We start from the raw sequence: 23724 nt of genomic DNA, 5'->3' as shown, positions 1-23724 counted from the left end.
GATCCCGGCCGTTCCGAAGGAGCGGTTCCGAAGGGCGCAATTATACGTCGCTGTCGCGACGCCCTTGCTTGAGACCCCTGGCGGGGCCTGCCGCTTCCGATGAACTCGTTGATTTCGTTCGCAACCGGGAAAGAATTCCGTCGTGGCCGTCCCTCATTTCTCCGTCAGCGTCGTCGCTCGTGGCTCCGGCCGCAGCGCCGTCCTGTCGGCGGCCTACCGTCATTGCGCCAAGATGGAGTATGAGCGGGAGGCGCGCACCATCGACTACACGCGCAAACAGGGCCTGCTCCACGAGGAGTTCGTCATCCCCGCCGGTGCCCCGGAATGGCTGCGCTCGATGATTGCGGACCGATCAGTGGCCGGCGCCTCCGAAGCCTTCTGGAACAAGGTCGAAGACTTCGAGAAACGCTCCGATGCGCAGCTCGCCAAGGATGTGACAATCGCCTTGCCGCTCGAGCTGACCGCCGAGCAGAATATCGCGCTGGTGCGGGATTTCGTTGAGCAGCACATCACGGCGAAGGGCATGGTGGCGGACTGGGTCTATCACGACGCACCCGGCAATCCGCATATCCATCTGATGACCACCTTGCGTCCGCTGACTGCCGACGGTTTCGGCGCCAAGAAGATCGCGGTAACAGGACCTGACGGCAATCCGATCCGCAACGATGCCGGCAAGATCGTTTATGAACTCTGGGCCGGCAGCATCGACGATTTCAATGCGTTTCGCGACGGCTGGTTTGCCTGCCAGAACCGGCACCTGGCGCTTGCCGGTCTCGACATCCGCGTCGATGGCCGCTCCTTCGAGAAGCAGGGAATTGACCTGGAACCGACCATCCATCTCGGCGTCGGCACGAAGGCGATCGAGCGGAAATCAGAAGGCGCGTCCGAGCCGGTCGAGCTCGAACGGCTCGAACTGCAGGAGGCGAGGCGGAGCGAAAACGTCAGGCGGATCGACAGGAATCCTGAGCTCGTCCTTGCCCTGATCATGCGCGAGAAGAGCGTCTTCGACGAACGCGACGTGGCGAAGATCCTGCACCGCTACGTCGATGACGCGGCGCTGTTTCAAAGCCTGATGGTGCGGATCTTGCTGTGCCCCGAAACCTTCCGCATCGAGCGCGAGCGGATCGACCTTGCCAGCGGTATCCGAGTGCCGGCGAAGTACACGACCCGCGACATGATCCGGCTCGAAGCCGAGATGGCCCATCGCGCAGTCTGGCTGTCCCAGAGGTCGTCGCATGGTGTTCGCGACGTCGTGCTGGCGGCGACGTTCGAGCGCCATGAGCGTCTTTCGGATGAGCAGAAAACGGCGATCGAACATGTGGCGGGACCTGAGCGGATCGCGGCCGTGATCGGTCGTGCCGGCGCCGGCAAGACGACGATGATGAGGGCGGCGCGTGAGGCCTGGGAAGCGGCAGGCTATTACGTCGTCGGCGGCGCACTTGCCGGCAAGGCGGCCGAGGGCCTGGAAAAGGAAGCGGGCATCATCTCGCGCACGCTTGCGTCATGGGAGCTCCGCTGGAACCAAGGCCGCGATCGGCTCGATAGCAAGACGGTTTTCGTTCTCGACGAGGCCGGCATGGTATCGTCGCGGCAGATGGCGCTGTTCGTCGAAGCAGTGACGACGGCCGGCGCCAAGCTCGTTCTCGTCGGCGATCCCGAACAGCTTCAACCGATCGAAGCCGGTGCCGCCTTCCGCGCCATTGCCGATCGGGTCGGCTATGCCGAACTCGAAACCATCTATCGCCAGCGCCAGCAATGGATGCGTGACGCCTCGCTTGATCTTGCACGCGGCAAGGTCGGCAAGGCGGTCGACGCCTATCGCGCCAATGGCAGCGTCATCGGGTCGGATATCAAAGCCGACGCGGTCGACAACCTGATCGCCGCCTGGGACCGTGATTACGATCCGGCAAAGACGTCTCTGATCCTCGCTCATCTGCGCCGCGACGTGCGCATGCTCAACCAGATGGCGCGCATCAAACTCATCGAACGCGGGGTTCTCGATCAGGGAACCATGTTCAAGACCGCCGATGGTGAACGCAACTTCGCCGTCGGCGACCAGATCGTGTTCCTGAAGAACGAGGGATCGCTCGGCGTCAAGAACGGCATGCTGGCCAAGGTCCTAGAGGTTGGAGCGGGACGCATCACAGCGCGGATAGGCGATGGGGAGAATGCCCGCCAGGTGCTGGTCGAACAGCGCTTCTACAATAACCTCGACCACGGCTATGCCACGACGATCCACAAGAGCCAGGGTGCCACAGTCGACCAGGTCAAGGTGCTCGCTTCCCTTTCGCTCGACCGCCATCTAACCTATGTCGCAATGACCCGTCATCGCGAGGATCTGGCCGTCTACTACGGTCGCAGATCATTCGCGAGGAACGGCGGACTGATCCCGATCCTGTCGCGAAGGAATGCGAAGGAAACGACGCTCGATTACGAGAAAAGTGCCTTCTACCGCGACGCGCTTCGCTTTGCCGAAGCCCGCGGTCTCAATCTCGTCAATGTCGCCCGCACCCTGGTTCGCGACCGGCTGGAATGGCTCGTCAGTCAGAAGCAAAAACTTGCCAAACTCGGTGTCCGCCTTGCGGTCATCGCCGGCAAGCTCGGGCTTGTCCGCGGCGCCTCGCAGTCCCCAATCCAAAACAACACCAAGGAGGCAAAGCCGATGGTCTCGGGCATCACAACCTTCGCCAAATCGGTCGAGCAGGCGATCGAGGACAAGGTCGCCGCCGATCCAGGATTGAAGAAGCAATGGGAGGAGGTCTCGACCCGCTTCCACCTCGTCTACGCCCAGCCGGAAAGCGCGTTCAAGGCCGTCAACGTCGACGCGATGCTGAAGGACGAGGCCGTTGCGAAATCCACTCTAGCCAAGATCGGATCGGAGCCTGAACGCTTCGGCGCGCTGAAGGGCAAGACCGGGATTCTCGCCAGCCAAGCCGGCAGACAGGAGCGAGAAAAGGCGCAAACGAATGCGCCGGCGCTGGCCCGCAACCTTGAGCGCTATCTGCGCCAGCGGGCGGAGGCGGAACGGAAGTTCGAGGTCGAAGAACGCGCTGTACGTCTGAAGGTCTCGATCGATATTCCCGCGCTGTCGCAAAGTGCCAAGCAGACCCTCGAGCGCGTTCGCGATGCGATCGACCGCAATGACCTCCCCGCCGGCCTCGAATATGCGCTTGCCGACAAAATGGTGAAGGCGGAACTGGAGGGTTTCGCCAAGGCGGTAGCGGAACGTTTCGACGAGCGGACCTTCCTGTCTCTCGCCGCGAAGGACTCCAATGGACAGACCTTCAATGCCGTCACGTCGGGAATGACGCCCGGACAGAAGGCCGAGGTGCAATCGGCTTGGAATTGGATGCGGACGGTGCAGCAACTCGCCGCGCATGAGCGCACGACCGAGGCGCTGAAACACGCGGAGACAATGCGTCAGACGAAGAGCCAGGGGCTCTCGCTCAAATGAAAGCACCCGTGTTTGCGTTCGGTACGCGAAGCGCTCAAAGGACCCATGCAGTCGTGCTCTTGGCCTTGGCGGCATCCGTCGTTGGCGGCGGTATTGCTGCCGCAATCGTCGGCGGTTTTCGCATCAATTTGACACCGAGCGAACCCCTCGGCCTCTGGCGTATCGTGGCGCTCGATCGCCCGGCAGCTCGCGGGGATCTCGTTTTCATTTGCCCTCCGCAAACGGTGGCGATGGTGCAGGCGAGAGAGCGTGGTTATCTCCGGTCCGGAACCTGCCCAGGCGGCGTTGCGCCGCTCATCAAGACCGTCGTCGCCGTTGCCGGGCAGCATGTCGAAATCGACGCCGACGTGACGATCGATGGACGCCGGATCGCGTTTTCCGAATTGGCTGAACGGGACGGCAACGGCCGGCCAATGACGTCCTATCCCGGCGGGGTCGTGCCTGACGAAAACGTCTTTCTCCACTCACCGTTCAGGGGCTCGTATGACTCCCGCTATTTCGGCCCCCTGCCCGCCTCAGGGATCCTCGGCCTGGCGCAACCGGTGCTCACCTATGCGCCATGAGCACCTTCAGCCAGGCGCATTGATCGCCGTCTCAATCGTCGCCGGTACGGTGGGATGGAATGGCTACGTCCTACTTCTTCCAGTCGCGTTTGCATTTCCGGTTCTCTGGGCGCTGGCGCGAACGAGGCGGACGGCAGCGATCATCTCGGCTGGTTACTTCCTCGCTGCATCCCGTGCATTGCCACAGGGCGTAGCGACCTTCTATTCGTCGGATCTTTGGCCGGGATTATTTCTTTGGCTCTGTGCGTCCGTTGGCTTCGTCATCGTGCATGCCGTCCTCTGGACAAGGAAGACGGGTGCTCGACCGTGTCGCTACCTCCTGGCAGCGGTTCTGATGGCCATGCCGCCATTCGGCATCACCGGCTGGGCTCATCCGATTACCGCAGCGGGCGTACTATTTCCGGGATGGGAATGGTGGGGACTGGCTGCTGCGACAGCCGGCCTCATGGGCCTCGTAACCCGCATGTGGCCAGCTGTCGCGCTTGTCCTGGCAGGCTTTTGGATCTGGTCCGCCGCAACCTGGGAGGAGCCGAGGCTACCGGAAAGCTGGCAGGGGGGCGATCTCGAACTGGGCGCGTCGCTCGGTCGCGACGTCAGCTTTGAGCGTCACCGTGATTTGATTGTCACGGTGAAGGATCGGGTGGTGGGCGGCGCACGCACCATTGTTCTTCCTGAAAGCTCCCTGGGCTTCTGGACGCTCACCGTCGAACGGTTCTGGGTGCAAGCTTTGAGAGGAACTGACGTCACCGTCATCGCCGGCGCAGCCGTCATCGATGCGGGCGGATACGATAATGTTCTGGTCGCGATCTCCGGCGATGGCGGGAGGACCCTCTATCGCGAACGCATGCCGGTGCCAGGTTCGATGTGGCAGCCGTGGCGGGCGTTGCTCTCTCAGAGCGGCGGTGCGCGGGCACATTTCTTCGAAAATCCGGTCGTGACGGCCGCCGGCCGTCGGATAGCGCCGCTGATCTGCTACGAGCAACTGATCGTCTGGCCGGTCCTGCACGCCATGCTTGAGGATCCTGATCTCATCGTCGCAGTCGGCAACGGCTGGTGGACGAAAGGGACATCCATCGTCGCCATTCAGCGCGCGAGCGCCCAAGCCTGGGCGCGGCTCTTTGCCAAGCCAATTGTCTTTTCCTTCAACACCTGATTGCCCAAGGAGACGTCATGCTCGACGCGGCCCTCATTCAGAAATGCGCCGACCCTTCTTTGAAACCTGCGATCGTCGAACAGTTCGTGACCGCTGCGGGCTCGAACGACCCATTGTCCGTCACCGTCAAATCCGGTGGCCGCTTGATCCTCGTTCCGAAGGCGACAACATCGGACGAGGCGATGGCGATCATCCGGCAGTACGTCGGCCAGGCGGTGGTTCGCGTCGGTCTGACGCAGTTTCCCGCCGGCATCGGGATCAAGGATGTCGCCGATCTGAAGCCCGATCTCGTCGATCCTTGCGAAAACCTTCGCAAGGGGACGGCGATGTTCGCGAAAGTCTTGCGCATCGTCGCCAAATGGTATGGCAATCCGAAAAGCGATGAGGTTTTCCCGCAGATCTTCGAGGACGCTGTCTATGCCTGGAAGACCGGGGAATTCGAGGGCGTGAGCGTTTTCCAGGCGCCCGATCCAGGGGGCTCAGTCGTCAATCAGCGTGAGCCGATCGACAGCGGGGGAACTGATGACGCACCAGACGACGCTTCCCTGCCCACCGACCACGAACCTCAAGATGAGAGGGAAGTTGGCGCAGCGGGAATGCGGATCGATCTTTCGCGTATCGGTGGGCAAAAGTAGCTGCCCAACTTCGTCCAGGATGATCGGGCGCGATCGGAGCCTGGCGTTGCGGATCTATCGAAGGCGAGCCGGCGACCGTGAAAAATGCTTCATGCTCGCCCACCGGCTCTGGCCTTCCTATATCTTTCCTAACGATTGCATGATCATATCAAAGGGCGTATCGCCTGCTTCGAACAGAGGAAAACGGTGCCCAAGGTCAATCCATCGATCCTGCGTTGGGCTCGCGAAACCGCGGGGCTCACTCTCGAGGATGCCGCTGAAAAAGTCGGTCTCGGCGAGGCTCGCGGCGTTGCGGGCAGCGATCGCCTGGCCATGCTCGAGGCTGGCGATAGCGAGCCGACACGGCCGATGCTTTTGAAAATGGCGGCGCAATATCGCCGACCCCTATTGACGTTTTATTTGGCAGAGCCACCGGCGGTGGCCGCGCGCGGCGAAGATTTTCGAACCCTGCCGGCTGAGTTCGCAAAGCGCGATGCGGCCTTGGTCGACACGCTGCTGCGTGAAGTGCGCGCGCGGCAGGAAATGGTTCGAGCCGTGCTCGAAACCGAGGACGAGGCCACCCCGCTCGATTTCGTCGCGTCGTTTGATCAAAGCCAGGGCGCCGAGGCATTGGCGAGCGCCATTCGGACGCGCCTTGTGTTCGAATTGAAGACGTACCGGCATGGAAGCGGCCGCGGAACGCCCAAGGGTTTTGCCTATCTTCGCGAGCGGGCCGAGGCGGCCGGCATTTTCGTGCTGCTTATCGGCAACCTTGGCAGTCATCACAGCACCCTGAATGTCGAACTCTTCAGGGGCTTTGCCTTCGCCGATTCCGTCGCGCCTTTCGTCGTGATCAACGATCAGGACAGCGAGCAGGCGTGGTCATTCACGCTTCTGCACGAGCTTGCGCATATCTGGCTCGGTCGGACCGGTGTCAGCGGGGGACGGCCGGCAAGCGCGATCGAGACGTTCTGCAATGATGTTGCCGGGCGCATCCTGATGCCCACGGCGGAAATCGTGCAGGAGCCTTCGCTCGTTGGGGCGTCGCAGGAACAGGTGATGGCGCGGATTTCCGCAATCGCGGATGCTCGGCAGGTCAGCCACTCCATGGTGGCCTACAAGCTCTATCGCGAAGGCATCATCGACCAGGAAACATGGTCCGCGGTCACCACGCTGTTCCGCCAGCAATGGCTGAGGAACCGAGCCGCGCAACGAGATCGCGCCAGGGAAAACGAGGGCGGGCCAAGTTACTATACGGTCAAACGCCATAAGCTCGGCAATCGGCTCGTCGAACTCTCCCGGCGAATGCTGGCGGAGGGCGCCTTGTCGCCTTCGAAGGCCGCCGCGATCCTCGGTGTCAAAGCCAGCAACGTCTACTCCCTTACCGATAGCGCGGCGTAAGGAGAAGCCGTGCATCTCCTCGACGCAAACGTTCTGATCACCGCCCATAATCTGTACTACCCGATCGGCCGGTTTCCGGAATTCTGGGATTGGTTGGTCCATATGGGCGAGGCCGGCGAGATCAAAGTTCCTGTGGAGATTCTCGAAGAAATCACCGAGGGCTCGGAAATCGGTCGCTGGCTGAGCGAAGCTGAGAACTACAGTGTTCTGCGGCTGGACGAAGATGTCGACCCGGCCTTGGTGCAAGCTGTTATCGAGAAATACGCTCCCGACCTGAACGACGCTGAGGTCATCGAGATCGGGCGGGATCCGTTTCTGATCGCCTATGCGATGGCGCTGCCCGCCGATCGAATCGTTGTGACGGTCGAGGCTTCGAAGCCAAGCGCAAAGCGCGCAAATCGCCGCATCCCCGACGTCTGCAAGGATCTCGGTGTCCGGTGGTGCAACAGCTTCGAAATGATGACGGCGCTGAACTTCACGACGGCTTGGCGATCCCGAGTCTGACGTTCGTGTGGGTAATGTCAGCCCGGATTTGTCTCCGTCAGGAATTCTCTTGGATCGACAGCCAGCGCTTGGGAGATCTGGCCCAGAACGGTGATCGTTGCAGACATCTCGGCGCGCTCAATGGCACCGATATGGCGCGCGCTTAGGCCCGTGAGATGCGCCAATTCTTCCTGCGTCAGTTTCTTGCCATGGCGTATGCGACGCAAATTCCTCGCCATGACCTCGTTGAGATCCATGACGTCAGCGGAAACAGAATCGGAATTATTGTTCTAGGAACTATAGTTCCGATTCGACAAAGCTTATGATATTGCCGGTCGTCGGATGTTTACTCTTCCAAGAGGATCGTCTGACATAGGAGCCAAGAGGCGCGCGCGAATACGGCGCAGTCGTGCCAATCCATCGATCTGGGAAGGAAAAGAAATGCAAGATGCGGGTTCCTCGCAAGCCGGAGGAGACCAGAGGAAACCTCGATACGATTTGATGGACAAGGCGGAATTGGAGACGCTGACAGTGGCCGCCATTCGCCAACATCGCCGTCTGCTTGCCGCCGATCAGGCCGTCTACGAGGAGTGGATACGCGCGAGCGAGGATCCTACGATCGCCAGTTCGGTTCTGGAGACGCTCCAGGAAGAGCATTTTGCGCGCCAAACAAGGGCCGCAGCTCAGCAGGACGCGCTTTCGGATATGCTCGACGCACTCGGCTTCGTGCCGGAAGTACCGGTCGATGACGATGTCAGCTAGCTGGGAGGCAGCAAACCCCGATCCTTGGCGATCGCCACAAGATGCGGCACCGACTCGGCGCCGAGCTTGCCACGCGCCTTATCGAGATGGTGCTGCACAGTCCGGAAAGCGATGCCGACCAAATTGGCGGTTGTAAGCGTACTCTTTCCTTTTGCCGCCCAGATCAAGCAGTCCATTTCACGCGGCGACAGCGCCTGCTTTGGATTGAGCGTGGTCTTGCCGCCGATCATCTTCAAGCGATAGTGGATCATCATCACCAATTGCACCGCCTTTTTCGGGTCGAAAGCGACCGGCACTTCCACATTCCTTTCGGAGGATGCGAAGGTCAGCATCATCGATGTTCCGTAGCTGCCTTCCACGGGAATGGTCATGCCGCAACGGATTCCGTGCTCGATCGATTCATTGCGAAACTTTCTGAGCTCAGATGAGCCGCGCGGTCTCCAATCGTCCGCCGTCCAGAAGAAGATATCGCCTTTTCGTTTTGCCTGCGTCACCACGGGATCGATATTGGAGTAATCGGCCGAGAGATAGGTGCGTTCCCATGGCTTTGGATAGGTGTTGAAGGTCTTGATCTGGGCGCCTTCCTTTTGAAGATAGGCAAACCGCTCGTAGCCGCAGGCCTCTGCGAAGCGCTTCATGGCACCTTTGATCGTAAGCTCGTCCTGCGCAGCTTCCAACATGTCGACGAGCGAGCGAAATTCTCCATCCACCAGCGTTTCTCCTGTCTTATCGACCTGTAGGTCGGTCATGATCTGGCACATCGAGACACTCGAACAGGCCTCGCCGCCCGGCGGCCAAGCCATAGCCACAATCAGCCACAGGCATCTCGACACAACCCACGGTGCCAGAGTAGCGCGGAGCAGTCCCTCTAGCCGTGTACGCCTAGCACTACCTGCGAAAAGACAAGTTTCAAGTCCCCTTGAACTAAAAAGATGACTAAGTCAGGAAAGTTATTGCGGGGATTGCAATGTTGCACCGGCATGCGCGGCATGTCGGTGGCTGAAATGGCGGCGAAGCTGTCGGACGATGTTCGTCAGTTTCTGCTGTAGGTCGACGGAAATATAATATCCTGGTCGACGAGCACGTTGAACTTGTAGCCGGGGCGGATCTGGATGGTCGGCTGCACATTCAGGTTCTTCGAGATGGTCTGCTCTGCGACCCTGCCAAAAGACTCCGCGAAGTTGCGGCGGGCCGCATCCGATGCGGTCTCCTGCGTCGCGAGCGTCGAGCTTTGCGGCATCGACATGTCGATCCCGGTTCCGATCAGCGCGATGAGCGCCGCAGAACTCCACGTGCGCCAGAGATGCCGATCGACCTTGTCCTTGAAGCCGCCATATCCTTCGGCTTCCGTACCGGCCATGCCGCCGATTTGCAGCGTTGCCCCATTCGGGAAGATGAGATCGGTCCAGACGACGAGGACACGTTCCTGGCCGAAAGAGACCTTGGAATCATAGCGGCCGAACAGTTTTGCCCCCTGCGGGATCAGAAGCCGGTAACCGGTGGCGCTGTCATAGACGTTCTGACTGACCTGCGCGGTGATCCGGCCGGGAAGGTCGGAGTTGAGACCCGTGACCAAGGTGGCGGGAATGACCGAGCCGCGCTTGAGCTCATAGGCTGACATCTGCGGCACGACCCGGTTCGGCAAATAGCCGAGGTCCTTGATGTCCTGGTTGAAGAAATCTTCCTTTGATGTCTGAGCGTTTGGATCGACATTCTGCCCGATCAGACCGGACTTCACGGCAGCGGCGTAAAGGTCCGAGGCGCTATTGGCAGTCGTCGCCTGCCGGTCGGACTCTCTGGAGGTGTTGGCTGCCTTGTCGATGTCGGAAATATCCACCTTCAACGGCGAGTCCAAAGCTGTCGCCCGCGCCTGGAGCCGGGCCATGCGCTGCCGTTGCGCTTCACGGATATACTGTTCGTCCTGCTCCCGTTTCAGGCGTGCCTTCCATTCCGCCTCCGATTCAAGTCTCGGGCGCCGCTCCTCTCGCTGGGTGGGTGTGCGATCAACAACGGCGGTTTCCTTCGCGACTTTCTGTTCGACGGCGGGCGTCGGCTGGAACACTTCGCGTTGTTCCGGATCGCCGATGATGCCGTCGGTGACACCACGCTTGAGCTGGTCGCCGAAGTTGGTTGCGGGAGCATTCGAGGCGCTGTCCAGATCGTTGTTCCGATTGAAAGGGAGACCGCGCCATGAAAGCCCGATGACGACGACGCCGACAAATAGCGCAACGATGATGATGGCGACGATGATTGGCAGACGGTTCAGACGGCGCATACCCTTCTGATCGTCGGCCTGGCCCGAGCTGCCCAGCTGCAGAGATTGCACCATGCTCGCCTCCCCTCAATTGCGCTGCATGATCGAGAGCGGGCTTGCCGGCACAGCACCTGCGGCCGTTGCCGTATACGCCCTGCCCAGCGCGATGGACGGCGTCGACAGCCTTGCAAGCACCTGGCCATCCACGCCGTCGATCGAATAGGCAAGCTCGACAGGTTTGACGTCTTTCTCGGCCTTGCCGTCGGTGATGACCGTATAGCCCCACCCTTTCAGCGCCGCCTCGAGCGCCGTAGCGAAGTCCGAAGCGTCCTTCTCCATCTTGATGGTCGTCGTGCCCGCGGGACCGATCTGCTCGGCAAGCCGGCTTGCCATGTCGCCGGCAATCGCACTTGCGGCGGGACCTGTGACAGTGGTGGGTGCCGAATTGGTCGTGAGACCGTCCTCGGCCGTCTGGCAGCTGGAAAGCATGGCGGCGGCGGTGATGATGATGGCGAGGTGCTTGCGCATGGTTCAGCCTCCCCGCCGGATGGTAATCTTCTGCTGCCGCCATCCGACGCCGGAGACGAGGATTGCTTTGTCGACCGCATAGTCGACGATCATCATGTCGTTCTTCATCCGGTAGTTGACGATGCGGTTCTGCCCACCACTGACGACGAAAAGAACCGGCGCATCCTGGCTCGAGACCGTTTTCGAGAATTGGATGTAGGTCTTGGCGCCGTCCGAATAGACCCGCTTCGGCTTCCAGGGCGCGCTGCCACTGATGGAGTAAGAAAAGTTCAGCTTGTCGGGCGCGGTTCCAGGAATGCCGCCGGTCTCCAGCCGGGAGTTGATATCGGCAAGCTTGGTCGAGACATCCTCCGGATAATCGAAGCCGACGCGGGCCATGTACTGGCTCGGATGCGATTTCAGCTGGACGTGATAGGTGCGCCGCGACGTCGTGACGACCATGGAAGTGACGAGACCGGCCTCCGAGGGCTTGACGATCAGGTGGATCGCCTGACCGCCGGTGGTGCCGGAGGTCGCGGGCTCCACCTTCCAACGAACAGTATCGCCAACCAGAACATCGCGAACGATCTCGCCACCTTGCAATTCGATATCGCAGACCTGCAGCGGCGAGCAGACGACCGACGGCTGCGTCTCGCCAAAAAGGAAGATGACTTTGCCATCGAGGCCAGTCGTCACCAGTCCCGATGTGCCACGCCATTTCCTGGAAATGTTCGTACCCTTCACCTCGTTGTTCGACATGCTCTGTGCTTGCGCACCGCTCACGAAGACGAGTCCGGCCAGGCAGCCGGCGGCTGCGAATATTTTTGTAATGTGCATTGAGAAATCCCCTGCCCTTAAAGCTGTGCTGTCCAGTCGAAATCCCGGACATAGAGGCCGATCGGATTGAGGCGGATGGTCGCCTCGTCCTGCGGCGCGGTGAGTGTCACCGTTGCGATTCCGCGAAACCGGCGCGTGCCGATTTCCTTGCCCTTGCGGTCGCGTTCGTATTCGGTCCAGTCGATCTGATAGGTCTGGTTCGACAGCGCCACGATGTTGTTCACCTCGATGGCGACGGTCGACGATTTCGCCTGTTCGAACGGCGAGTTACCGCGGAACCAGGCGTTGATCTTCTCGGTCGAGGGATCCGATGTTCGAAGGAGAGCGTAGGTTCGATCGATATACTGCTTCTGCACCACTGCATCCGGCGTGATCGAACGGAAGCTGGTGACAAAATTCCCGAGCGTCGCGCGCACCACCCGAACGTCGGCATATTCGATCTGTTGAGGATAGCCTGATGTCACCGCGGTCCCGAGTTTGTCGACCTCGACGATATAGGGAACCAGCTTGACCTGGGTGCTCAGATACATCGCATATCCAAAGCCGATCACGGCCATGGTCAAACCGAGAATGCCGACGATGCGCCATGCGGCGGCGGACCGAACGTAGGAACCGTATCGCTCGTTCCATTCCTGGCGCGCGGCAAGATAGGGGTTTTCGGGGGCGCGGTTCGCTGCCATCGATCGATCACTTTCTGATTGCGGTTAGTCTTTGCGTTCGGGAGGCGGTTTTAGCCCGCTATGCCCGCTGCGCGCCTGGTCGAGCTTGGCGTTAGCGAGACCGAGGATCGACCCGGCATAGGCGCCGGGAGAACCGATGGCCTTTTCCTTTGCAGCCGAGCCGGTCGCTTTTCCCGCGGACCCGATTCCTGCACCGAAACCACGAAGAGCCGCACCCGCAACGGATGACCCAGCAGCGCGAGCGGCCTGGGCAGCCGCAAAGCCTGCACCGGCCGCGCCGGTCGCGAGGAATCCTGCGCCCGTGGCGAACGATGCCGCCTGGCCGCCGTGCCTGATCGCCTCCATTCCGCCCGAAACGGACGCTCCTTGAACAACACCTTGAATGATGCTTGGCACATACATGGCGATGATAAAGACCACGACTGAAATGCCGGCAATGGCCAAGGTCGTGACGAATTGATCGGAGGACGCAGTCGGAGCAGTCGCCAGGCCTTGGAGGACTTGGGATCCGATCTTGGCGATCATCACGAGCGCCATCAATTTCATCCCGACTCCAAATGCATAGACTAGGTATCGGATCGCGAAATCCTTGGTATAGGATGAGCCTCCCAGCCCGAGCATGATCATGCCGGCGAGCAGCCCGACATACATCTCGACCATGACCGATACAAAAATCGCTGCCACAAGTGAGAAAGAGATGACGACAATCGCCATCGCCAGCACAGCTGCGACAGCCAGCGCATTGTCCTCAAACACGCCGAACTGTGCTTGTTGTGACATCTGCGAAGCGACCCGAATGCCGGCGTCGAAGACCTCGGCCGGCGACGCCGATCCGCCACCGGCGCCGATCTGGAAAAGGCTGTCGACAACGGCTCGGGCAAAAGAAGGCCCTTGGGTCAGGACGAACGCAAAAAAGCCGATGAACATGATGCGCCGGACAAGCTCGGCAAACCAGCTTTCAAGCGATGCTGCTTGGATTGCTAGCCAGACAGCAGCAATGCCAATCTCGATGGTGGCGAGAATCCAAAAGAGGGATTTTGCCGCGTCCATGATGGTGGTTTCCCATCCTTTCGCGGCGGTCGAAACCTGATTTTCTAGTTCGGTCAGGACTTGTCCCTGTTGCGCGAAGGCGGGAGCTGCAAAGACGAGGCAAAGGAGGCCTGCGATCAGGAACGATTGTTCAAGGGTACGCTTCACCATCTCGGGCGTATCTCCTGGCCGTCCGTTATCGGCGGCAGCTCCTTGCTCGAGCCAAAGAACCTCTCCCTGACGGCGCGTTGTTCTTCAGCGAGCGCAGGTTTACTGGATTCCCTGGAATTAACGATCAGTACCGTCGCCGCAGACGAAACAGCTGCAACAAGCACAAGGACGGCAATAACAACAGCTCGGCTCACCAGCGGGGCTCCATCTTTTGACCTTCGGGGATGCTCTTCACCTCAGCATTGAAGAACTTCTCTCGGCGGGCCTGTGCCAAGTCCTTGTCGGTCTGCTCAGTCTGAAGCCAGGTGCCCATCATGGTCATCTGCTGGGACACCAGGCCGCGAAGCTTCTGCATCTGTGCGACCTGCTGCGCGGCGATCTCGTGTCCGACCTGCAGAGCCTTCATCTGCCCGTCGGCGGTCTCGGACATGGACCGAAGCGAAGACATCGTGCCTTCTTCGGTGTCGAACTGATCGGCTGTCAGGCTCGCGGCCTTCAGCGTGCTGGCGATCGTGTCCCGGTTGGTGTCGGACCAGGTCTGATAGCTTGACGAAAAGCTCTCGGAGTTCGGCAGGTTGGTCTTGAGACTGGAATAGCTCTGGAAGCGCTGCTGCAGCACATCGTCGGCATTGCCCATGGAAAAGGAAATGCTCTGGCCCTGGTCGACGATGCTGCGAAGCTGGTTGAGATCGCTTTCGACCTGCCCCCACATATGCGATGGAAGCGTCGCGGTGTTCTGCAGCAGGTTCTGGTAGATATTGAGCTGGGTTTCGATCTGTTGCGCCAGCTGACTGATCTGGGTGAGCTGGTTCTGGATTTGCTCGCCAGATTGGCCAACAAGGGATACGAGCTCGCCATTGTTGAGAACCTGCGTCCATTCGGTTGCGGCCCCCGTGGCAGTTCCGGCATTTGCGGGCACAACAGCGCCAGCCGCCAATGCGACAGCCACCAGACCTGTAAGCAATCTATTCGAAATTGAGCAGCGATGCGGCATCGTGAACTCCTCTCGTTTGAAGCCAGTGGATCGGCCAATCGCGGCCGTGTTCGACCGTCAGCGCGCGGATGCGCTTCAGGTCTTCCTTGCCGGAGGCTCCGACAAAACTGAGCGCCACAGGGCCGAGCGCCATATCGAACAAGCGCCGGCCTTCCGGCGTGACGACGTAATATTCACGCTTGGGGGTGGCGTTTGAGACAATCTCGATCTGCCGCTCGTTGAAGCCGATCCGCTCGTAGAATTCGCGCGTCCCAGGCTCACGAGCGGCACCATTCGGCAGGCAGATCTTCGTCGGGCAGGATTCCTTCAGGACATCGATTATGCCAGAGCGCTCAGCGTCCGAGATGGACTGCGTGGCAAGCACGACGGCGCAGTTGGCCTTGCGCAGCACTTTCAGCCATTCGCGGATTTTGTCGCGAAACACTGGATGACCGAGCATCAACCAGGCCTCGTCGAGGACGATCAGGCTCGGTGGGCCATCGAGACGCTTTTCGATCCGACGGAACAGATAGGTGAGAACGGGCACGAGATTTCGCTCGCCCATATTCATCAGCTGCTCGATCTCGAAGGTCTGGAAGGCACCGAGGGTCAAACCGTCCTGTTCGGCGTCGAGCAACTGACCCATCGGTCCATCGACAGTGTAATGATAGAGCGCGTCCTTGATCTCGCGCATCTGAACGCCGCTCACAAAATCCGAAAGCGACCGGCCGGCTGCGCTGGCCATCAATCCGATCTGACGCGAGATAGCGTTGCGATGATCCGGCGTGATGGTAACGCCCTGCAGGGCGATCAACATTTCGATCCATTCCGTGGCCCATGCCCGGTCTGTATCGCTGGAGAGATCCGACAGTGGGCAGAAGGCCAGCGCCCTCCCCTCCTCATGCGCATCGCCCCCGATCTCGTAGTGATCGCCGCCGGCGGCGAGCGTCAGCGGCAGGAGCGAGTTCCCCTTATCGAAGGCGAAGATCTGGGCGCGTTCGTAGCGCCGGAACTGCGCTGCGATCAATGCCAGCAGCGTCGACTTGCCCGAACCGGTCGGCCCAAAAATAAGGGTGTGACCGACGTCGTCGACATGCAGGTTCAGGCGGAACGGCGTCGAGCCGCTGGCCACCTGCATCAGCGGAGGAGAGTTCGGCGGGTAGAATGGGCACGGTGCGACAGGGCTTCCCGACCAGACAGAGTTGAGTGGAATGAGATCGGCAAGATTGCTGGTGTTGATCAGCGGTTCGCGGATATTGCAATACCAGTTGCCCGGCAGACTGCCGAGAAAGGCGTCAGTGGCGTTGAGGGTCTCAATCCTTGCGCCGAAGCCTTCGGCCTGGATCAGCCGGCGGATTGCTTCGGCTTTCTCCCGCAAGGCTTCGCGATCGTGATCGAAGAGAACGATGACCGGCGTATAGTAGCCGTAGGCAACCAGCTGCGAGGAGGCTTGCGCGATGGCATCCTCGGTCTCGGCTACCATCGTCATGGCATCCTGGTCTACGGAGCGGCTTTGCGTCTGGAAGAGCTGATCGAAGAACGGCCGCACCTTCTGCTGCCATTTCTTGCGGGTGCGTTCGAGTTTTTGCCGCGCCTCTTGCGCGTCCAGAAAGATGAAGCGCGACGACCAGCGATATGTGAGGGGCATCAGGTCAAGGCTATTGAGAATCCCCGGCCAGCTCTCCGCCGGGAGACCGTCGATCGCCACGACGCCGAGAAAGCGGCTTTCGACCTTTGGGGTCAACCCATGCTCAAGCTCGGCGGTGGCGATCCAGTCGAGATACATCGGTGCATCCGGAAGCCGGATCGGATGGTTCTCGCCGGTGATGCAGAAGCGAACGAATTGCAGCAGCTCGTCGTAACGGGCGACCCGCTCCCCTCCCCGCTCGACAACCTCGAGCGTTTCCATCCGGCGTATAGACAGGGTATTGGCAAAATACTGCTCGATCTCGCGGACAGCGTTCTTGAAGACGAACAGCACCGTGTCCGCATAGCTCTTCTTGCGGCTCTCCTCGTCCGAGTAGATGTATTTGCTGAGGGCCGTCTTCTTGGACTCGAGCGGGCGATACGTGAGGACGAGCGCGTGCTTGCTTTCGAAATGCCCCTGCTCGCGCGCGAAATGCGCCCGCCGCTCGGCGTCGATCGCGCGTGTCACGACATCGGGGAAGTGGCCACGATCATCCGTCGGATAATCGAAGGTCGGAATGCGGACCGCTTCAACCTGGATCATCCAGCCGCTTCCGAGCCGCGACAGGATCGTATTGATCTGGCGCGAGAGTTCGTTGCGCTCCAGGTCGGTCGCGCTTTCGGAATCCGGGCCGGCAAAGTACCAGCCGGCCATCAGGCTCCCGTCTTTCAACAGGAGCACACCATTGTCGACCAGACCGGCATAGGGAACGAGATCCGCGAAGGATGGGCCAGTGGCCCGGAAGCGTCTAAGAGCGACCATGTCTCCTCCTCAATACCGACGCCACGGCGAGGAGGTCGCCTTGTAGTAATGGCGGTATGATATGTGGCGGACATAGACCTCCCGCATCAGCGGGTCTGCCTTTGCCATCATTCTCAAGAAACCAACGATGACGATCCAGATGGCAACGCCGAACAGGGCGGAGTATGCCGTCAGCACCACGAAAATAAGGATGACGGCAGCAAGCCCGGTGAGCAGCACCAGCTCCCGGTCCGCGCCCATCAACAGGTTCGGGCGCGATAGGGCACGGTGAATGCGGTTGCGTTGCAGTCCGGACAAGGCCTCAGCCATGTGCCCTCTCCCCTTCTCCGCTCGGATCGATGGACCTGGCTCGCTCGTCCGGCAGTCCGATCGACGCGCCGGTGGCGCCGAAAAGGCCAACGATGTTGGTCGCGCCGAGCAGGATACCGGCGACAAGCACCACATAGACGAGCCGCCGCGCGAAATCGTTGAGTTCGCCGCCGAAGATCAGCATGCCGCCGGCAATCGCCACTGCTGCAAGCGCGATGGCACCGGCAACCGGGCCGGTGATCGATTCCTGGATTTGTTGCAGCGGCCCTTCCCATGGGAGGCTGCCGCCGGAACTCGCGAGTGCGGGGGCAACCGACGCCAGGACGATGGGCACTGCAAGGAGCGCAGCGGCGATAGTAGCATTCTTAGGCGACATGGCGCGCCTCCTGTTCTTCCGTGAGCTCATCGGACTCGATTTCGTATTGGCCGTGTGCGTAGCGCTCGACCTGAATGACATCGCGAACGCGCCGACCCCTAGCCGTCCGTTCGATCGAGATGATGAGATCGACCGCCTCGCCGATCACCTCCTGCATCGGCTGTTGGCTGGCTTCGGCGGTCAGTTGCTCAAGGCGGCGGAGCGCCGACATTGCAGTGTTGGAATGGATGGTCGCGACGCCACCAGGGTGGCCGGTATTCCACGCTTTAAGCAAAGTGAGCGCAGCGCCGTCACGGACTTCGCCGACGACAATCCGGTCGGGACGCAGCCGCATCGTGCTCTTTAAGAGCCGCGCCATATCGACAGTATCGCTTGTGTGGAGAAGGACGGCGTTGTCGGCTGTGCATTGGATCTCTGCGGTATCCTCGAGGATAACGAGGCGGTCGTCTGGCGCCGACTTGACGATTTCGTTGATGACGGCGTTCGCAAGTGTCGTCTTGCCCGAGCCGGTGCCGCCGGAGATGATGATGTTGAGCCGAGACGAAATCGCGCTGCGGATTGTCAACGCTTGCTGCTCGCTCATCACGCCCGAGCGCACGTAATCCTCAAGTGGGATCAAGCGAGAGGCGCGACGACGGATGGTGAAGGCCGGCTTGGAGACCACAGGAGGCAACAGTCCTTCGAAGCGATGGCCGCCGATCGGCAGTTCGCCGGAGACGATCGGCTGCTCGTTATCGACCTCGGACTGGAGCGAATGCGCCACGGTTCCGATAATCATTTCAGCACTTGCGGACGACATTTCTCCGGCGGGTACAACGCCATGGCCGAGTCGTTCGATGAACAGTTTGCCGTCCGGATTGAGCATGATTTCGACAACAGTCGAATCATCGAGCGCGACGCAGAGCTGATCGCCGAGCGCCTCCTGAAGCTTGCGGACGAGTCGAGGATGAGAACGAAGCTGGTTCACGGTTTTCTCCTTATGCTGCCTGACCCAGCGGACCATTGAATTGCGAGCGATAGCTGGACGGGCGGAGCCTCAGAAATGTTTCTACGTTCACCGGAAGGATCCCGGCGATGGCTGTAGTCACGCCGATACGGCTCGGATCGCCGATGCGCTGAAGCGGCCAGCCGACACGACCGAGAATGCGTTCGAACCGCAGGTCGGTCACCGTCACGATCTCGGTGATGCCGTTTGCGAGGCACCACTCGGTGATGCCGGCAAACATCGTCAGCGTTGCCTCATGCACTGAGCCTGCCCCCCTGCCCTCTTCAAGGGTCGTATCCACGCAGAAGCGGGAGCTCTCGATCATTGCAGGGTGTGCGTTCAGTCCGTCGCTCGGTAGCAGCGACGGAAAGATGTTCGTCACCATCGTCGGGCCAACGGCCGGCAGAAGCCGCGCGCAGCCGCTCACGTTGCCGAGGTCGGAGACGGCCAGGATGTAAGTGGGGTCAAGAGTATCGAAGCCGTCCGATTCCTCGCCATATACGACGTTGACCTCCCAGCCCAACCGCTCCGCGAAGACGCGAGCGCGTAGCTGGTGATGTTGCTGGATGAGCCGAGCTTCGTGAACATTCCGCGGTTTGTTGAGCGCGAAAACCTGCATGAATTTCTCCGTCGTCGTTGATCGGCTGAGAAGTCAGCATGGAACGGTACTGCGCGGTAGTTGGAGGATCATGCAATGACTGGCGAGTGAGTCGCTCCATGATGAGCGCCTTGTTTGCGGAAATCATGCCTCGTCGCCCTTAACGCGGTCGGCAAGTTTTGCAGGATTCACAGATAAACAGATAGAGAACGCCGCAGAACCTCTGGCTTGTTAACTCACGATTATTAAAGGAAAATCGGGCGGGATCGAATTTACCTGCGCGATGGCGTTAACCTCTTGTTAACCTTAAATGTCTTGCGGCTAGGTGGGAATCGGGAGATAGTTTCGCAAATGATGGCGTTCTAGCCATTTTTTCGAAAGTGTAGTCCTCCGGGGAATTAGTTCGCGAAATGACCAACATGTTGCCCAACAGATTTGATATCGAGATCGCCCAGCAAGGGGCGAAGATCTCAGGTGCGTTGCACATGTTGCGCAGCCAGCAGTATCCGCCGGACGCCCGCAAGGGACTGCGCAAGTTTCAGCTTGCGGAGGTTGCCGACTTCATGGGAGTAACCCAGACTCATCTCAGGCAGATCCATGCCGATGGCAAGGGGCCTGAAATAGAATCGGTTGGCGGACGCCGCTATTATACCGCCGATCAGATGCTTGAGCTCCGTGATTATCTTGAGGCCAACAAGAAATCCGACAAGAGATACTATGTTCCTAAGCGCAGAGAGGGCGAGCCGATGCAGATTGTGTCGGTGGTCAACTTCAAGGGCGGAAGCGGCAAGACCACAACGGCCGCACATCTTGCACAATATCTCGCCCTCACCGGGCATCGGGTGCTCGCGGTCGACCTCGATCCCCAGGCATCCCTGACCTCCCTCTTCGGGATCCAGCCGGAGCTTGATGATACGGCGTCTCTATATGAGGCTCTTCGCTTTGACGACGAGCGCAAGTCGATCGCCGATGTCATCCAGCCGACCAATATTCCCGGACTGGATGTCGTGCCAGCAAACCTGGTTCTTCAGGAATACGAGTATGACGTGCCGCTGGCGATCTCTTCCAAGAAAGGTGAGGACGGCCGACTGTTCTACATGCGGATCGCCAGCGCTCTGAAGCAGGTCGATGACAAATACGATGTGGTCGTCATCGATTGCCCTCCTCAGCTCGGTTATCTGACCATTACCGCGCTCATGGCGTCGACCGGGATCCTCATCACCATTCATCCTCAGATGCTGGACATCATGTCGATGAGCCAGTTTCTGATGATGCTCGGCGGGATCATGGGGCCCGTCGCCGAGGCCGGCGCCGAAATGCGTGTTCAGTGGTTCCGGTACCTCATCACGCGATTTGAACCCACGGATATCCCGCAGGCTCAGATGGTCGGGTTCATGCAGTCGATGTTTGCACAGCAGATGCTGAGAAACCACGTATTGAAGTCAACCGCGATTTCCGATGCGTCGATCAAGAAGCAGACTTTGTACGAGGTCGAGCGGGGTGAATTCGTCCGGGCGACATACGACCGGGCAATGGAGAGCCTGAACGCAGCCAACGCGGAGATCGTCGAGCTCATCCACGGCGTCTGGGGGCGAAAATGAGAGGATTGTCAGCCGTTTTTTTTAACGTTTTGTTCAACGTCGTCAGTGGCTTGTCGGTGTTGACCGCAGGTTGGGAGGGAACTCATGTCCCGTGAAAATCCGTTCGCCAAACTAGATATGGCTTCGATCTCGGCAAATCAAACGCCGACAAAGCCAGGCTACGGAATGACCGGAGCTGCGAAGACAGTTGTTCGCTCCATCGAGGATATGGCGGAGAGTACCAAAAAGCTTATGGAGGGTGAGGTAATCGTGGACCTGGATCCGCGATTGATCGACGTGTCCTTCGTCGCCGACCGACTGTCAGATGACGGCGAGGAGTTTCAGGAACTGCTCCAGGCTATCAAGGAGTCGGGTCAGATAACGCCTATTCTTGTTCGCCCGAGCTCGACAGATGCCAAACGATATATGGTCGTGTTCGGCCATCGTCGCCTGAAAGTCGCTCGCGAGCTTGGAGTGCCGGTCAAGGCAATCGTTAAGAAGCTCGACGATATTACCTCCGCCATTGTGCAAGGACAGGAGAACGCGGCCCGTTCAAACCTGTCTTTTATAGAGCGCGCGTTCTTCGCTCAGAACCTGATTGCGTCAGGAATGACAAAGGAAACGGTTCGTTCGTCACTCGCCGTCGATGAGGCAATGCTCTCCAAGATGCTTGCAGTTGTCGAGGCGGTGCCCGCGTCAGTGATCCAGGCTCTGGGTGCATCTAAGAAGATCGGGCGCGACAAATGGCTCAGCCTTCGGCAACTGGTTCTTGCCCCTGCCCTGTCCAAGGTTGCAGTAGAGCATACGGGGTCTGCTAACTTTCAAGAGCTTCCTGAAGGTGAGCGGTTCGATGAACTCCATGACTACCTGAAGCGATACAAGGCCAAGTCAGCTGCAAAGAAGCCGAAGGCAAACGTCCCCGTCCGGGAATGGACCTCTACCGATCGCGCACTAAACGTGGTGATGAATTCGAAGGCAAAGAAAGTTGCCATCGAGCTTACGAATGTTGAAGCCAGGCCTTTCAGCGAATGGCTGTCTTCCCACATGGGTCGTTTGTACGAGGAGTACAAAGGATCGAAAACTGAAACAAACGGAGACTGAACCGCAAAAGAAAAAGGCCCCCAAACGGCGAACCGTGGAAGCCTCTCTCGTCATCTCTAGCAGGATCGAGAATCGCATTTCCCGGAATCACAGTCAAGAGTCTTGGCGCCGATTTGGTGAGCGGATTTCCTTTGCCTGAAGCAAGGTGAGTGAAAAATGCAGACGGGACATGTGACGACGCCCTTTGGGCGGCGGCCGATGTCGCTTGCCCTGGTCAGAGGCCAGATGGCGATCGACAATCCGCAGCCAGGCACGCGTATCGAAAAGTGGAAAGTGTTTCGTGACGTGTGCGAGGCACGGGAACGCCTGGGAATCCAGGACCGGGCACTTGCCGTCCTTGATGCCCTCCTGACCTTTCACCCTCACGCGGAGCTCGATCCGAGCCAGGGGTTGGTCGTTTTCCCATCCAACGCCCAGCTGTCCGTGCGTGCCCACGGAATCACCGAGACGACACTCCGCCGACAACTCGCGGCACTTGTCAATGCCGGCCTTATTCTGCGGCGCGATAGCCCGAACGGTAAACGTTATGCGCACCGCAACCGCGATGGCGAGATCGAGCAGGCTTACGGGTTTGACCTGAGACCGCTGCTGGCTCGTGCCATGGAGCTCGCCCTGATGGCGCAGGACGTCGCCGCCGAACGCGCTCGTTTCCGCCGCGCAAAGGAAGCCCTCACGATCTGCCGTCGCGATGTGCGCAAGCTGATCTCGGCTGCCGTGGAAGAGGGCGCTACAGGGAACTGGGAACGGGTGGAATCTGAGTATGTCAGTATTCTCGCCCGCCTCCCACGCTATCCGAACCGTGCGCAGGTCGAGATTACGCTCGACGAGATGGAGCTCTTGCGGGACGAGGTTCTCAACATCCTGGAAACACAGCTAAAAACTGAAGATATGTATGGCAATGCCATTCACAATGCCTGCCACATACAGAATTCAAATACCGAATCCATAAATGAAATTGAACCTAGCTCTCGAAAAGAGCAGGGCGAAAGCTTGGCGGATGAACCTCTGACGAAGAATGAGCCGAACGGAGGACCGAAGACGAAACCTGAGCCGATCAAGGCATTCCCGCTCGGAATGGTCCTTCGTGCCTGCCCGCAGATCGCTGATTACGGACCCGCCGGGCGCATTGAGCACTGGCGCGAGCTGATGAAAGCGGCCGTCGTCGTGCGATCAATGCTCGGCGTCAGCCCCTCAGCCTACGAGGAGGCCTGCAATGCCATGGGGCCGGAGAATGCGGCAGTTGCGGTGGCCTGCATTCTGGAGCGGTCGAATTTCATAACATCTGCCGGCGGATATCTGCGGGATCTGACCAGGCGCTCGGAGCGCGGGGAGTTTTCGCTCGGGCCGATGCTGATGGCTCTCATAAAGGCAAATGACGGCGGACATCGAAGGTCCGCCTGACACGGGACTGCGCCATTGACGACGGGCAAAACGCGATCGGCTTG

Annotated in this window: 24 protein-coding genes; 10 read left to right on the top strand and 14 right to left on the bottom strand. The window is 59.8% G+C overall.

Going from position 1 to position 23724, the window contains the following annotated elements; all coding sequences use genetic code 11:
- Positions 1–142: 142 nt before the first annotated feature.
- From traA to PH547_RS23100, 6 genes are all read left to right on the top strand, one after another.
- Complete coding sequence (gene traA / locus PH547_RS23125; protein WP_285169550.1) at positions 143–3454, top strand: Ti-type conjugative transfer relaxase TraA; 3312 nt, start codon at positions 143–145, stop codon at positions 3452–3454.
- The gene (traF, locus tag PH547_RS23120; protein ID WP_004129996.1) at positions 3451–4017 is read left to right on the top strand and encodes a conjugative transfer signal peptidase TraF; all 567 of its coding nucleotides are present in this window, start codon (positions 3451–3453) and stop codon (positions 4015–4017) included. The genes traA and traF overlap by 4 nt, the downstream gene beginning before the upstream one ends.
- A complete protein-coding gene (locus PH547_RS23115) occupies positions 4007–5170 on the top strand; it encodes a conjugal transfer protein TraB (protein WP_004129993.1) in 1164 nt (387 codons plus the stop codon). Before traF ends, PH547_RS23115 begins: the two co-directional genes overlap by 11 nt.
- A 17-nt stretch (positions 5171–5187) precedes the next feature.
- Complete coding sequence (locus PH547_RS23110) at positions 5188–5805, top strand: TraH family protein (protein ID WP_004129991.1); 618 nt, start codon at positions 5188–5190, stop codon at positions 5803–5805.
- A gap of 186 nt (positions 5806–5991) precedes the next feature.
- Complete coding sequence (locus tag PH547_RS23105; RefSeq protein ID WP_037156014.1) at positions 5992–7185, top strand: ImmA/IrrE family metallo-endopeptidase; 1194 nt, start codon at positions 5992–5994, stop codon at positions 7183–7185.
- Positions 7186–7194: 9 nt separating this feature from the next.
- The gene (locus PH547_RS23100; RefSeq protein WP_004129985.1) at positions 7195–7689 is read left to right on the top strand and encodes a DUF4411 family protein; all 495 of its coding nucleotides are present in this window, start codon (positions 7195–7197) and stop codon (positions 7687–7689) included.
- Positions 7690–7706: 17 nt separating this feature from the next.
- Here PH547_RS23100 and PH547_RS23095 read toward each other — a convergent pair whose 3' ends face one another.
- A complete protein-coding gene (locus PH547_RS23095) occupies positions 7707–7925 on the bottom strand; it encodes a helix-turn-helix domain-containing protein (RefSeq protein WP_004129982.1) in 219 nt (72 codons plus the stop codon).
- Positions 7926–8109: 184 nt separating this feature from the next.
- On the opposite strand from PH547_RS23095, the gene PH547_RS23090 reads away from it, so the two are divergent.
- Positions 8110–8430, top strand: coding sequence for a transcriptional repressor TraM (locus PH547_RS23090; protein WP_004129979.1), 321 nt, complete (start codon positions 8110–8112; stop codon positions 8428–8430).
- Here the strand turns inward: PH547_RS23090 and PH547_RS23085 are convergent.
- The 13 genes from PH547_RS23085 to traI form a co-directional block, all read right to left on the bottom strand.
- Positions 8427–9140, bottom strand: coding sequence for an autoinducer binding domain-containing protein (locus tag PH547_RS23085; RefSeq protein WP_037156048.1), 714 nt, complete (start codon positions 9138–9140; stop codon positions 8427–8429). The two genes, PH547_RS23090 and PH547_RS23085, sit on opposite strands and share 4 nt — an antisense overlap.
- A gap of 323 nt (positions 9141–9463) precedes the next feature.
- Complete coding sequence (trbI, locus tag PH547_RS23080; protein ID WP_004129973.1) at positions 9464–10759, bottom strand: IncP-type conjugal transfer protein TrbI; 1296 nt, start codon at positions 10757–10759, stop codon at positions 9464–9466.
- A 12-nt stretch (positions 10760–10771) separates the two neighbouring features.
- On the bottom strand, positions 10772–11212 hold the full coding sequence (trbH, locus tag PH547_RS23075) for a conjugal transfer protein TrbH (RefSeq protein WP_037156011.1): 441 nt from the start codon (positions 11210–11212) through the stop codon (positions 10772–10774).
- Positions 11213–11215: 3 nt separating this feature from the next.
- Positions 11216–12028, bottom strand: a complete 813-nt coding sequence (gene trbG / locus PH547_RS23070; RefSeq protein WP_037156008.1) for a P-type conjugative transfer protein TrbG — start codon at positions 12026–12028, stop codon at positions 11216–11218.
- Between the two features lie 17 nt (positions 12029–12045).
- Positions 12046–12708, bottom strand: a complete 663-nt coding sequence (locus PH547_RS23065) for a conjugal transfer protein TrbF (protein ID WP_004129966.1) — start codon at positions 12706–12708, stop codon at positions 12046–12048.
- Between the two features lie 24 nt (positions 12709–12732).
- On the bottom strand, positions 12733–13908 hold the full coding sequence (gene trbL / locus PH547_RS23060) for a P-type conjugative transfer protein TrbL (RefSeq protein WP_004129963.1): 1176 nt from the start codon (positions 13906–13908) through the stop codon (positions 12733–12735).
- A complete protein-coding gene (gene trbK / locus PH547_RS23055; protein ID WP_338059961.1) occupies positions 13902–14072 on the bottom strand; it encodes an entry exclusion protein TrbK in 171 nt (56 codons plus the stop codon). Before trbK ends, trbL begins: the two co-directional genes overlap by 7 nt.
- Positions 14073–14098: 26 nt before the next feature.
- Positions 14099–14902: a P-type conjugative transfer protein TrbJ gene (gene trbJ / locus PH547_RS23050; RefSeq protein WP_004129947.1), complete on the bottom strand. Its 804-nt coding sequence runs from the start codon at positions 14900–14902 to the stop codon at positions 14099–14101.
- A complete protein-coding gene (locus tag PH547_RS23045) occupies positions 14874–17330 on the bottom strand; it encodes a conjugal transfer protein TrbE (protein ID WP_004129944.1) in 2457 nt (818 codons plus the stop codon). The genes trbJ and PH547_RS23045 overlap by 29 nt, the downstream gene beginning before the upstream one ends.
- Positions 17331–17339: 9 nt before the next feature.
- Positions 17340–17639, bottom strand: a complete 300-nt coding sequence (locus PH547_RS23040) for a conjugal transfer protein TrbD (protein ID WP_004129942.1) — start codon at positions 17637–17639, stop codon at positions 17340–17342.
- Positions 17632–18015, bottom strand: coding sequence for a TrbC/VirB2 family protein (locus tag PH547_RS23035; protein ID WP_004129938.1), 384 nt, complete (start codon positions 18013–18015; stop codon positions 17632–17634). The genes PH547_RS23040 and PH547_RS23035 overlap by 8 nt, the downstream gene beginning before the upstream one ends.
- Positions 18005–18982: a P-type conjugative transfer ATPase TrbB gene (gene trbB, locus PH547_RS23030; RefSeq protein WP_004129936.1), complete on the bottom strand. Its 978-nt coding sequence runs from the start codon at positions 18980–18982 to the stop codon at positions 18005–18007. Before trbB ends, PH547_RS23035 begins: the two co-directional genes overlap by 11 nt.
- A gap of 10 nt (positions 18983–18992) precedes the next feature.
- Entirely contained in the window at positions 18993–19619 is a 627-nt protein-coding gene (gene traI, locus PH547_RS23025; RefSeq protein ID WP_004129933.1) for an acyl-homoserine-lactone synthase, read from the bottom strand.
- 389 nt (positions 19620–20008) lie between these two features.
- Between traI and repA the strand changes: the two genes are divergently transcribed.
- From repA to repC, 3 genes are all read left to right on the top strand, one after another.
- Positions 20009–21199, top strand: coding sequence for a plasmid partitioning protein RepA (repA, locus tag PH547_RS23020; protein WP_004129930.1), 1191 nt, complete (start codon positions 20009–20011; stop codon positions 21197–21199).
- Positions 21200–21283: 84 nt separating this feature from the next.
- A complete protein-coding gene (gene repB / locus PH547_RS23015; RefSeq protein WP_004129927.1) occupies positions 21284–22279 on the top strand; it encodes a plasmid partitioning protein RepB in 996 nt (331 codons plus the stop codon).
- A gap of 156 nt (positions 22280–22435) precedes the next feature.
- Positions 22436–23680 (top strand): plasmid replication protein RepC, encoded by a 1245-nt coding sequence (gene repC, locus PH547_RS23010; protein WP_004129924.1) that lies wholly within the window; start codon positions 22436–22438, stop codon positions 23678–23680.
- Positions 23681–23724: the final 44 nt, after the last annotated feature.

It is taken from the genome of Rhizobium cerradonense, assembly GCF_030182455.1.
Classification (GTDB): domain Bacteria; phylum Pseudomonadota; class Alphaproteobacteria; order Rhizobiales; family Rhizobiaceae; genus Rhizobium.
Note: the sequence above shows the minus strand (reverse complement) of the source record. Positions and strands in the feature narration are given on the sequence as shown.